This is a genomic window from Vibrio natriegens NBRC 15636 = ATCC 14048 = DSM 759 (assembly GCF_035621455.1).
GTDB classification, from domain to species: Bacteria; Pseudomonadota; Gammaproteobacteria; order Enterobacterales; family Vibrionaceae; genus Vibrio; species Vibrio natriegens.
In genome coordinates this window covers 2396540-2409676 of record NZ_CP141822.1, presented here as the reverse complement: position 1 = coordinate 2409676, position 13137 = coordinate 2396540, and the positions used below count along the sequence as shown (strand labels likewise).

Below are 13137 nucleotides of genomic sequence, written 5' to 3'. Positions count from 1 at the left end.
TCCAAGTAAAGAGAACACTGCGGGTTTAAATAGCGCTGTGCTAAGCTAGCTAACAGTTTCAATCGGCACTCGGTGTTCCCAATTTGTTTACTGTTTATCACTCCAACCAAGTTGACGTTCTCAAATCACTTCTAGTTGAACTGATTCGCATCAGTCCGCTGGAAAACCCGTTCGAAAAAGAACAAATACTGGTTCAAAGCCCCGGTATGTCTCAGTGGTTAAAAATGGAACTGGCCAAAGAGTTTGGTGTGGCGGCGAACATCGATTTTCCGCTCCCTGCGACCTTCATTTGGGAAATGTTCACCCAAGTATTGCCTGATGTGCCAAAACGTAGTGCATTTAACAAAGAAGCCATGACGTGGAAGTTGATGCACCTGTTGCCAGGGCTTCTAAACCAAGAGACGTTTTCACCGTTGGCGCAATATCTCAAAGACGACAGTGATAACTCCAAGCTGTATCAGCTGGCAGAAAAAATTGCCGATATATTTGATGGCTACCTGGTATACCGTCCGGAATGGATCGCCAGCTGGGAAGCGGGTCAGAGTGTGCCAGAGCTGGAAGACGAGCATCCGTGGCAGCCAATTTTGTGGCAAGCATTGTACGATCACACGGTTTCTCTGGGGCAGTCTCCTTATCACCGAGCTAACCTTTATGAACACTTTATCGATACGTTAGAGAACTTTAACGGCAACTTCGACCATCTGCCCAAGCGTTTGTTTGTTTTTGGTATCTCCTCTTTACCACCACGTTACATGGATGCGCTAAAAGCGATTGGCGAACACATCGACGTGCATTTGATGTTCACCAATCCATGTCGTTATTACTGGGGTGAGGTTCGAGATCGTAAGTACCTAGCTCGCTTGGCAGCGAAACATCGTCAGCATGTAGTTTGGCAGGATGATCACTCTGAAGTGCAAGGTGAAACCGAGCAGTTGAAAGGGTCTGTAGAAGACAATGTGCTCGACGAACTGCACACTGATGTGGTCGGAAACAGTCTATTGGCTTCGATGGGGAAACTTGGCCGCGATAACATGTATCTGCTATCTCAGCTGGAGTCCCATGAGATTGAAGCGTTTGTTGATGTCGAGCGAGACAGTCTGCTCCATCAACTGCAAGGGGATATTTTAAACCTTGAAGAACACCAGGACGACCAGCAGATTGAGCATAGTGGCCACAAGCAAGTGGTTAGTCTGGGCGACAAATCGCTAAGTCTACACGCTTGTCACAGTCCAATGCGTGAAGTTGAAGTGCTTCATGATCAACTTCTGGCGATGTTCGATGCTGATCCGAGCTTAAAGCCACGCGATATTATCGTCATGGTTGCGGACATCAACGCCTATAGTCCCGCGATTCAAGCAGTATTTGGTAATGCACCGGGTGAGCGTTTTATTCCGTATTCGATTTCAGACCGAACGGCGGATCAGGAGAGCCCGATTCTTGCGGCATTTATGCAGTTGGTAAACCTACCGAACACGCGCTGCTTGGCATCGGAATTACTTGAACTGCTGGAAACTCCGGCGATCTTGAAGCGTTTTGAGCTCAGTGAAGACGATTTCTTACAAGCCAAACAGTGGGTTGAAGCCTCGGGTATTCGTTGGGGATTGGATGCCAATACTGGGCGCGAATTTGAACTGCCGGAAACGCGTCAAAACACCTGGCAGTTTGGCATTCAGCGAATGTTACTGGGTTATGCGATGCCAGAGTCGGCAGGTTTGTTTGAAACCGAGCAAGGCAGTTTATCTCCCTATAATGAAGTGCAAGGTATGGGCGCAGAGCTTGCGGGCAAGTTAGCGCACTTTATCCAGCAAGTCAGCACTTATCGCCGCAAAATCTCTCATGTTCAGACGATTGATGGCTGGCGAGAAACTTTAGTTACACTGCTGGATGACTTCTTCTCAGTCGAGTTGGAAGGCGAAATGGCGCTCAAATCCATTCGCGATACGCTTAGCCAGTTGAAAGAACAGCTCGCCGATGCCGCATTCGAAGAGGTATTGTCACCAGCAATCATACGCCAATATTTGCAAGATAAACTGTCCGGTACGCGAGTCAGCCAGCGTTTCCTTGCCGGGCAAGTGAACTTCTGTACCCTGATGCCAATGCGTTCCATTCCATTCAGAACCGTATGTCTGCTTGGAATGAATGATGGCGTGTATCCGCGTTCCATGCCGCCGGAAGGTTTTGACTTGATGACGGGCAGAACTAAGCCGGGTGACCGTTCTCGCCGAGATGATGACCGTTACCTGTTCTTAGAAGCGATGTTGTCTGCTCAGCAAACGCTGTACATCAGTTATGTCGGTCGTTCGATTCAAGACAACACCGAGCGCGTACCGTCAGTGCTGGTTTCTGAGTTGATGGAATACTGTCACCAAAATTACTGTTTAGGCGGTGATGAAGGTTTACCGGTTGATGAGTCTGGCGATAATTTATTGAAAGCGCTGGTCAATACGCACGCGATGGTGCCATTTAGCCCAAGTGCCTTTCAGGGTATACATTCCAGCTACGCCAAAGAGTGGGTTCCGGCGGCGTTAACCCAGAGTAGCCAATCTCAAGGCTATGTTCGTCATGACTTTAATCGCGCACTGGACGATTATCTGCTGGGAGCCACGTTCCCACTAGAGCTCGATTTAGTCGAGCTGCAACGTTTCTGGCGCTTACCGGTACAGTACTTCTTTAATCGCCGCTTAAAAGTGGTATTTGAACCACCATTGCCTGTCATGGAAGATGATGAGCCATTTGTACTCGGTGGTCTGGAAAGCTATCAAATGCGTGATGAGCTGTTAGAAACCTTGCTCGAAACCACGTTGACACAGCCAGAGAAGAAAACAGATGTGCTTAAGCACTTTATGAGTCAACAACGTGCACAAGGTAAGTTACCAGTCGGTGCGTTTGGTGATATCGAGTTTGAAACTAACCGAGTTCAGGCTGAAGAGCTGGTGGACAAACTGGCGTTTTTATCTGGCGCACCGCAAGACGATTTAGAAATCGACCTGACCTTTGACTCGTTGTTCGAAGGCAATGAAGGCGATGAGAAAAAAGTTCGCCTGACAGGTTGGCTTACTCAGTGTTACCAATCCGGGTTGATTCGCTACCGTAGCGGTAGGGTTCGTTCACAGGATTATCTGGCCGCTTGGATTGATCATCTTGCCATGTCAGCCTCGGGCCATGCCAAAAAAACCCATATTATTGGCTATGACCGCAAAGAAGGTGCGGTTCATTTAATCTACCCTGAAATTGCTGACGCGCAGTATGCCAAGCAATTACTTACGGAATTGGTTCGTCTGTTCTTTGAAGGCATGACTAAGCCTTTGCCTTATTTCCCGCAAACGGCGTTAGCATGTGTTGAAGCCGGATTTAGTCGTGGACACTGGGCTGACGACGAAGAAAAATCTTTGAAGAAAATGGCAGATACATTCAACGATGGCTACATGAGTTCAGGCGAAGGAAACAATGCGTATATTGCACGTATTTGGCCAGCTTGGAATGATGATTTGGCGAAAGAAGTACGCTTATTGACGGCGTTGGTGCTACAAGGTGCGCGTTTAGCGGTTCAAGATGCGGACGATATAAAAGCGTAGCAAGGACAGTTGGATAGAGTAAAGGGAGAGTAGGGTGGCCGCCAGAAAATCATTATTTTTTGTAGGGCGTTCGCTGTACGGCCACAAGGTCAGAGGGACCATGATACTTTTGCTTAATTCATTTGAGTGTTGCCGCCTTAAAGGCTTGGCTTATCTCGTGAGGCGCATACTAACGGTGCAACAGATGGATAACCGTGAGAAAGATCCCACAAAGCCCTAAATTATCCAACTTGGTAAACATATAAATAGAATTTTTAACGATAGATCACACTTCTATCAGTTGATAATCCGGAGAGATTCAGCGTTATGGATCAAATGTCAGGTGCAGAGCTACCTAACCATGATTTAGAAGCCACTGGGCAACCGCAGCCAACACCACTAGAAGCGATGACGTTTCCTTTACATGGTGCGAGGTTAATTGAGGCATCCGCGGGTACGGGCAAAACCTTCACTATTGCGGGTTTATACCTGCGCCTTTTGCTTGGTCACGGCAGTGCAGAGACCAAACATCGCGTCCCGCTTACCGTTGATCAAATTCTGGTTGTGACCTTTACCGAAGCGGCGACAGCGGAGTTGCGCGATCGTATCAGGGCGAGAATCCATGATGCGCGTATCGCTTTTGCTCGCGGACAGAGTTCCGATCCAGTCATTCAGCCTTTGCTTAGTGAGTTCGACGATCACAAGCAAGCGGCGGAAATTCTTCTCCAGGCAGAGCGTCAAATGGATGAGGCTGCGGTCTACACCATTCACGGTTTTTGCCAGCGCATGCTGACACAAAATGCTTTTGAATCCGGCAGCCGATTTAATAACGAGTTCGTGACGGACGAAAGCCACCTTAAAGCTCAGGTGGTGGCTGACTATTGGCGACGTAACTTCTACCCGTTGCCATTCACTTTAGCGGGGGAAATTCGTCAGTTGTGGGGTTCTCCATCTGCACTGTTGTCTGACATCAGCAATTACTTAACAGGCGCACCGTTAAGCCTTTCTGTACCTGCGATGAAAGGCAGTTTGGCCGATGTTCATACTGAGAATCTGAAAAAAATCGATGAGCTGAAAGCACAATGGCGAGGTAGCCAGGATGACTTTTTAGCGCTGATTTCGGATTCAGACATCAACAAACGTAGCTACACCAAAAAGTCTCTGCCGACCTGGTTAGAGGCAGTGAATGCTTGGGCAGCAACAGAAACCACAGGTTATGATTATCCTGACAAGCTGGAGAAGTTTGCGCAAAACGTCCTGTCGGAAAAAACACCTAAAGGTAGTGCGCCGCAGCACTACGTTTTTGAAGCGATTGAGGCTTTTCTTGCCAATCCTATTAGCTTAAAAGCGCCACTGTTGGCTCATGCGATTGAACACTGTCGCGTGATGTTAGCCAGCGCGAAAAATCAGAAGCAGTGGCTCTCTTTCGATGACTTACTGACTCAACTTTCTGCCTCTATCGATACCGATGAAAGCGAGCTACTGGCTGAGCGAATTCGCACTTTGTATCCGGTCGCGATGATTGATGAATTCCAAGATACCGACCCGCTGCAATACAGTATTTTTAGTCGTATCTATCTGAACAATCCAGAATGTGGTTTGTTTATGATCGGTGACCCGAAACAGGCGATTTATGGTTTCCGTGGCGCAGACATTTTCACTTATATTAAAGCTCGTAACCAAGTAAGTGCCCACTACACGCTAGGAACCAACTGGCGTTCAAGTGCGGATATGGTGCAGGCAGTGAACCAAGTGTTTGCCTTGCCAGACAGCCCATTTATCTATGATTCGGACATTCCTTTCTTACCCGTAAACTACAGTCCAAATGCCGAAAAACGCATTTGGACTATGGGTGGTCAAAAGCAACCAGCACTGACTTATTGGTTGCAAAACGCTGAAGAAAAACCGCTGCCAAAAGGCGAATATTTAACTCGAATGGCGGAGGCAACCGCGAGCCAAATCCAAACGATTTTGACTCAGGCTCAGCTGGGGCAAGCGTGTCTGGTGAACGGTGAAAAAAAGAAAGCCGTTCAAGCTGGCGATATCGCAGTACTGGTTCGTACTGGTAGCGAAGGCCGAATGATTAAACAGGCGTTGGCAGATCAAGGCATTGCCAGCGTATATCTGTCTAACCGAGACAGCGTGTTTACCAGCTCGGTTGCTCAAGATCTGCAGCGTCTTCTGCAAGCGGTACTGACACCGGAAAATGACCGAGCGCTGCGTGCGAGTCTCGCCTCTGAACTGTTTGCGCTGGATGCCGCCAGTTTGGACGCACTCAATAACGATGAAATCGTGTGGGAAAATGCAGTTAATGAGTTCAAAGAATATCGCAAACTTTGGGTTCAACGTGGGGTATTACCCATGCTGCGCGCGGTGATCAGCAAGCGCCATATTGCCGAACGATTGTTAGAAGAAGGCGCAAGCTCACAAGGAGAAAATGGTGAGCGAGTACTTACCGATTTAATGCACATCGGTGAACTCCTTCAGCAAGCCAGTAACGAATTAGATAGTGATCATGGGCTGCTGCGCTGGTTGGCTCAGTCTATCAGTGATGCGGAAAATGGTTTGGGAGGCAGTGATGACCAAATCCAACGTTTGGAATCCGAACGTAATTTGGTGCAGATCGTCACTATTCACAAATCAAAAGGTCTGGAATATGACCTGGTCTTTCTGCCGTTTGTGTTCAGTTACCGAGAAGCCAGCGAAGCCAAATATTACGATGCGGCCACTGACCGCACTGTACTGGATATTACGGGCAATGATGCATCAATGATGCAAGCGGACAAAGAGCGTTTAGCGGAAGACCTGCGTCTGATATATGTAGCGTTAACGCGCGCCGTGTATGCTTGCTTTATTGGCGCTTCGCCTTTGCGTAATGGACGCTCAACCAAAGAGCCAACTGGTGTTCACCGCAGCGCAATCGGCTACTTGGTGCAAAATGGTCAAGAGGGCGGAATCAACGATTTGTACCAAGGTTTAAAACAGCAGCAAGATAAGCTTGATTGCGTCGCTTTAGGTGAGCCGCCACAGCAGCTCGAAGAGATGTATGTAGCGCCACAAGAAGAAGTGTGTGACCTCACAGCTAAAGAACTACAAAATCCTATCGACAGAAACTGGCGTATCACCAGTTATTCGGGTTTGGTCAAGCAGGGTTCTCATCAGACTGAACACGACGCCACGATTGAGATTACTGGCTTTGATATTGACTCTTCTGACGAGCAAGACGAAGAGGATTTGGTTGAGCCTGAGCGTTCTATTTTCACCTTCCCAAGAGGCGCGCGTCCGGGGACGTTCCTTCACAGCTTATTCGAGGAAATTGAGTTTACTCAGCCAGCCACGACAGAAGAGAATACCCAAATCATTCTCGGTTTGATGGAAAGTGAGCAGTTGGATGAAGAGTGGTTGCCCATTTTACAACAGCTGATTGATACTGTGCTTGCGACGCCATTAGACGGAAAGTCATTGCTGCTTAATCAAAAAGCACCATCGCAGCGTTTGGTGGAGATGGAGTTTCTTCTGCCAATTGAAGTGTTATCCGCTCCGGCGCTGAACCGTGTGATTCAACGACATGACCCATTGTCTGCCAAAGCGGGAGATTTAGGTTTCCAAACGGTTCAAGGCATGCTCAAAGGCTTTATCGACTTGGTGTTTGAGCATCAAGGCAAGTACTACGTGCTGGACTGGAAATCGAACCACCTTGGCGACGATGTGACTCACTACCATGGTGAAGCACTAAAATCTGCCATGGCGGACCACCGTTACGATTTGCAGTATCAGATTTATGCGTTAGCACTGCATCGCTTTTTGCGCAGTCGACTGGCTAATTATCAATATGATCAGCACTTTGGTGGCGTGTATTACTTGTTCTTACGCGGCATGGATGGGCAAAGCGATCACGGTATTTTTTCCGCCAAACCAACGTTAGAATTTTTACAAGAGATGGATCGTTTGATTGATGGTCAAACACTGGAAACACGATCGACTCAGGCTGGGCAGATGGAGCTACTGTAATGACGACCTATAACAATCTTCCATCGAACCAAGAGAGCCTGCTGGGAACACTTGAACGGTTAGCACACAAAGGTGCGATTCGTCAGCTCGACTACCAATTTGCACGCTTTCTTTACGCTCAAACTGATGGTGCGCAGAGTGAATCACAATCAGACGGTCAGGCACTGGCGTTTATCGCTGGTGTCGTCAGTAGTGAGCTTGGTAAAGGACATATTTGTTTGCCTCTCTTCGATGCGCAAGGTCAGCCGACTGATTTGGCCAGTAAGTTGGGGCTGTTCGGTGAGGCAGCGTTAACGCTCAATACTCAACTGCAAGGTAATAATTGGCCCCAATTATTGGAAAATTCTAGTTTGGTTGGCGCACAGGGAGAAGCGTTGCCGCTAATGTTCGATGGTGAGCGTTTGTATTTACATCGTTACTGGCACTATGAAGTGACACTGGCGGAAAAGCTCAATCAACTGGGCGCGGCGGTTAGCTTGCAACCGCAAGAATTTACGCGATTATCTGAGCTGCTTAACCATCTGTTTGCGCGTCAATATCATTTTCTTTTTAACGCGATTGCCAAAGCCACTGAAGCTGGCAATAACAACCAAGTTTTGCGTCAGCAATTGGTGTGTGACCACCTTGATGTTGTCGCAAGCGACGCGTTGGATTGGCCAGCGATTGATGCACTTTTAAGCCACGCCAATAAAGTTCAGGACTTACAACCTCTGGATGACCTCGTGCCACTTTCTGCTTGTGTAAACTGGCAAAAAGTCGCGGCAGCAGTCGCGCTAACCCGTCGCTTTGCGGTGATTTCTGGTGGACCGGGCACCGGTAAAACGACCACGGTAACCAAATTGCTTGCCGCGCTGATAGAGCAGGCCGCACAAGAGAAGAATCTAACCATCAAGCTGGTGGCTCCGACGGGTAAAGCTGCTGCACGATTAACCGAGTCAATTGGCAAAGCAGTGCAAGAGTTACCCGTTTCTCCTGAGTTAAAAGCCAAAATCCCGACTGAATCGAGCACCTTGCACCGTTTGTTGGGCGCGATCCCTAATAGCGCAGAGTTCCGTCATAACAAGCAGAACCCGCTGCATCTGGATATCTTAGTGATTGATGAAGCGTCGATGGTCGATTTACCCATGATGTACAAAGTGGTCGATGCATTGCCTAAGCATGCGCGACTGATCCTGCTTGGTGATAAAGATCAGCTCGCTTCGGTAGAAGCGGGGGCAGTGTTGGGTGATATTTGCTCGTTCCATGCTTTGGGTTATGGCAAAGAGCAGGCTTCGGCTATCGCAAAGCTGACCGGTTTTGACTCCTTGGCCCACAGTAGTAATAGTGCATCCAGCATTGCTGATAGTTTGTGTATGCTGCAAAAGAGTTACCGATTTGATGCTCGCTCGGGGATTGGTCAATTAGCGAAAGCGGTGAACTTAGGTTCTGCGGCCAGTGTGGACAATGTCTGGGCGCGAGACTTTTTAGATATCGAACATTTTGCTCTGAGTAGCCAAAACTACAATCAGATGATGCAGACGTTGGTACAAGAGTACGGTCGTTATCTGAAGCGTATTGGGCAGCAAGAGCAGGATCCAAATACGGGAGAACCTGAAACGTTAACCCGAAAAGCAAAAGCGGTGTTAGACACATTTAACCAGTGCAGATTGCTTTGTGCGATCCGCGAAGGTGACTTTGGTGTGGCTGGGTTAAACCAGCGCATAGAGAAAGCACTTGCAGCGCGTAAGCTGATTAAGGTGCAGGATGAGATTTGGTATCACGGCAGACCTGTGATGGTTACGCGCAATGATCACGGTTTAGGTTTGTATAACGGTGATATTGGTATTTGTATGCGGGATGACAGCGAAGAAGAGCAGCGTTTGAAAGTCTTTTTCGAACTCCCTGATGGTAGTGTTAAGTCGGTACTGCCAAGCCGAGTGCCAGAGCACGAAACTGCCTACGCCATGACGATACATAAATCGCAGGGCAGTGAGTTTGATTACACCTTAATGATTCTGCCGCCAGATTTTAGCCCGATATTAACCCGCGAGCTGATTTACACAGGCATCACCCGAGCGAAGAAACGTTTGGCGCTTTACGCGGAACTGAATGTGCTTAAACGGGGAATAAAGGTGAAAACTAACCGAGCCAGTGGATTGGTGCAGCGACTAGCCAACTAGAAACTAAAAGACCGAGTATGCACTCGGTCTTTTTAATCTTTATAAATCTAAAGCTAAGATTTTTGATTTGCGCTGGAAGTTGTATAAACCTTGCTTTGCTCCAGGTAAATAATCCACGCCCACTTCGTAAAAGCCTTGCTCTCTGAACCAGTGCAGGCTGTGGGTCGTGAGCACAAAGATCTGATTAATGTTTTCTGACTTTGAGCGGTGCTTCATGTAATTCAGTAATAACAATCCACGGTTACCATCGCGGTAATCCGGATGAATCGCTACGCAAGCCATCTCCGCTTTGCGTTCTTCGGCGTATGGGTACAACGCGGCGCAACCAATGATTAGCCCATCTTTTTCGATGATGGTGAATTTTCCAATTTCTTGTTCCAATTGCTCGCGTGAGCGTCTTACCAATATACCTTGTTCTTCCAGAGGACGGATTAAGTCTAAAATACCGCCGATGTCGTCGATGTTGGCTTGACGGACTTGCTCAGCACTGGCCATGACCACTTGCGTACCAATACCATCGAAAGAGAACAGTTCCTGAATTAAGGCTCCGTCGACTTTATAACTGATCAAATGGCTGCGTGGTACGCCCGCACGACAAGCGGCAATCGAGCCTTTCAAGAAACGTAGTGTACCGGTGTAGTAGTCTGAATCTGGTGAGCTTTTTTCCGTTAAGGTTTTAATAACATGCTCTGCCTCGATAGGAAGAAGTTCAGCGACCGCATTGCCGTTGTCATCAATGACACCTTGTTCTGAACAGAAACCGATCAGTTTGTCCGCACCTAATTTAATCGCAAGCTGGGTGGCGACCTCTTCAGAAAGTAAGTTGAAACACTCACCCGTGACGGAGCTGGCAATTGGACCAAGCAGAACAATCGAACCTTGGTCCAGAGTGCGATTAATCGCGTCAGTATCGATGCGGCGAATCCGTCCGCTGTGACAGTAGTCGACACCATCATCCACACCCAGAGGTTGAGCAATAATATAGTTCCCGGATACAACGCTTAGCTCTGTCCCAGCCATAGGTGTATTGTTCAGGCTCATGGATAGGCGTGCAGTAATCGCCAGCTGTAGTTGACCTGCGGCTTGCATAACTACTGACAAAGCTTCTTCATCAGTAATTCGGATGTCTTTATGGTATGGCGTAGTAAGGTTTTGTTTTACCAATAATTGGTTGATTTGCGGACGAGCGCCATAAACCACCACCACTTTAATGCCAAGGCTATGCATTAATGCAATGTCATTGATAATGTTTCCAAAGTTGTTGTGGGCGACCGCTTCTCCACCGAGCATGATCACCATGGTTTTGCCACGGTGTGCATTTACATAGGGGGTTGATTGGCGGAACCCTTTAACGAGTGCGGTACTACGAATTTTCACTACAGCCATTCCTTGTGTTTATTTATGCTTAAATAATGTCTTTTTATTCATCTAATGGCAAGGTGAATTTTTTGGAATAAAGGACAAATATATGAAGAGTGGTCCTTTGGGGAATAATAGGATGAAGGATAAAATGCCTCAATCTTTCCGCTATCAGTGGTCATCACATCTTCAGCCCCAGAGAGGAATGCTACGATTACTACTCAGCCCCAATCTGACTCATCCAAAAAATCCCAACTTCGAAAAGGCGTAGAGCGCTTTCTGATGCTTATCGCAGTAGTTGGTACAATTATCGCTGGTATGTTGTACAGTGACTGGATTTCTCGTTATATCAACCCGCCTGTTGAAAAATCAATTATTTATGGCAAATGGGTAGAGCAAGAGGTCGCACCATACGCTCGTGAGGTTTTTGAGTTAAGCGAAAGAGGTGTCACCGTTAATGGTTCTACAGTTGCGACCGATTTTGACTTCGATGGAGATGCTTTGTCTTATAAGTTTGGTTCGAGTGTTCGCCGGTTTAGGTTTATTGGCCAGCAACACACGGAAATGAAGTTGGATGCTAACGTGCATTATCTGCCAATTTTTCGATTGGAGAGAAGTTTCGACAGCACCCTGCGCTGAACGTGATATTCATTCCCGTTCCATTTTGGACGGTTCAAATAACGTATATTCAAACACTTTCTGGACAATTGCGTATTCGTCCCCCTGCTATCATGTTGTTAATTCGAAACTAATTGGATGGAATTACAGCATATTTAACAGTTGACCTAGTTTTGAAACACTTTGACGCGGCTTTTCAATTGCGTTGCCTGTCTTTGTTTGCCATCCTTTTGCTATCTTTTATTACGGAATAATCACGTGCTAAAACAACTTCTTCCTATTGTTACTCTAGGCCTTCTGTTTGGTTGTGCTCAGAAAAACGATCTTGCCCATCAATACATCGATGGTGAGTTTCCTCAAATTCTCAATAAAGTGGACGTGGTTGAGTCGAACAAGCCTCGCGACTTTACCGAGTTCAACAAGCAAGTTGAGCAGGTTTTGATTAAATCCCCCTCTATGGCGAAGATGTACCAACCGCTGTATCACAGACTGAGTGAGTGGGCTCAGCAAAGTGGCGACACCAGTGTGCTTAGCGCTTACGGTATTCAAGCGGCGCAACTAGGTGGGGGCGATAAAAAAGGCAACGTGTTGTTTACGGGATATTTCTCTCCGGTGATGGAGTTGCGTCATCAGCCAAATAACATCTTTAGATACCCAGTCTATGGTAAGCCGAATTGTTCATCTGACTGCCCGACGCGTGCCGAGATTTACGATGGTGCATTAGACGGACAAGGTCTGGTGCTTGGCTATGCCCCAAATCGAATTGATCCTTTCATGATGGAAGTGCAGGGCAGTGGCTATGTGCATTTCGAAGACGATGACACGTTGGAGTACTTTGCCTATGCAGGAAAGAACAACAAAGCCTACGTCAGTATCGGGCGAATTTTGATTGAGCGCGGTGAAGTGCCGCGTGAAGAAATGTCGATGAAAGCGATTAAAGATTGGGTGATGGCTAATGATGAAGCGACCGTGCGTGAGCTACTTGAACAGAACCCATCTTACGTGTTCTTTGCCCCTAAGTCAGAAGCGCCAGTGACCGGAGCCGCGGGCATTCCACTGTTACCAATGGCCGCAGTAGCGGGTGACCGTTCAATCTTGCCAATGGGAACGCCAGTTCTGGCAGAAGTACCATTACTTAATGCGGATGGAACGTGGAGCGGCGCACATCAATTACGCATTCTGCTGGTACTCGACACAGGTGGTGCAGTGAAACGTAACCACTTGGATCTGTATCATGGTATCGGTGCAAGAGCGGGAATCGAAGCGGGTCATTACAAACACTTTGGTCGTGTTTGGAAACTTGGCTTAGAGAACACGCCAACTCAAGCGCCTTGGGCTTTATCACCAGAAAAGATACAATAGTGGATTGATAAGAGAGAGGAACGTCCTCTTGTCTAGACATTTTCTCAAAGAGTGCGTATAAATCGCACTCTTTG

General features: G+C 47.6%; 6 protein-coding genes. 5 read left to right on the top strand and 1 reads right to left on the bottom strand.

The window, feature by feature from the left end; genetic code table 11:
- Window positions 1-83 precede the first annotated feature (83 nt).
- The 3 genes from recC (at window position 84) to recD (ending at window position 9724) form a co-directional block, all read left to right on the top strand.
- Window positions 84-3575: an exodeoxyribonuclease V subunit gamma gene (gene recC / locus VER99_RS10915; RefSeq protein WP_020334312.1), complete on the top strand. Its 3492-nt coding sequence runs from the start codon at window positions 84-86 to the stop codon at window positions 3573-3575.
- Window positions 3576-3890: 315 nt separating this feature from the next.
- Window positions 3891-7565 carry an exodeoxyribonuclease V subunit beta gene (gene recB, locus VER99_RS10910; RefSeq protein ID WP_050571930.1) on the top strand — a complete coding sequence of 1225 codons (3675 nt, stop codon included), beginning with the start codon at window positions 3891-3893 and terminating at the stop codon, window positions 7563-7565.
- Window positions 7565-9724 carry an exodeoxyribonuclease V subunit alpha gene (gene recD, locus VER99_RS10905; RefSeq protein ID WP_020334310.1) on the top strand — a complete coding sequence of 720 codons (2160 nt, stop codon included), beginning with the start codon at window positions 7565-7567 and terminating at the stop codon, window positions 9722-9724. The genes recB and recD overlap by 1 nt, the downstream gene beginning before the upstream one ends.
- Before the next feature lie 39 nt (window positions 9725-9763).
- On the opposite strand, the gene argA is transcribed toward recD, so the two are convergent.
- On the bottom strand, window positions 9764-11101 hold the full coding sequence (argA, locus tag VER99_RS10900) for an amino-acid N-acetyltransferase (RefSeq protein ID WP_014232813.1): 1338 nt from the start codon (window positions 11099-11101) through the stop codon (window positions 9764-9766).
- Between the two features lie 264 nt (window positions 11102-11365).
- Between argA and VER99_RS10895 the strand changes: the two genes are divergently transcribed.
- Both VER99_RS10895 and mltA read left to right on the top strand, forming a co-directional pair.
- On the top strand, window positions 11366-11722 hold the full coding sequence (locus VER99_RS10895) for a DUF2850 domain-containing protein (protein ID WP_020334309.1): 357 nt from the start codon (window positions 11366-11368) through the stop codon (window positions 11720-11722).
- Window positions 11723-11959: 237 nt separating this feature from the next.
- Window positions 11960-13063, top strand: coding sequence for a murein transglycosylase A (gene mltA / locus VER99_RS10890; protein ID WP_020334308.1), 1104 nt, complete (start codon window positions 11960-11962; stop codon window positions 13061-13063).
- Window positions 13064-13137 lie beyond the last annotated feature (74 nt).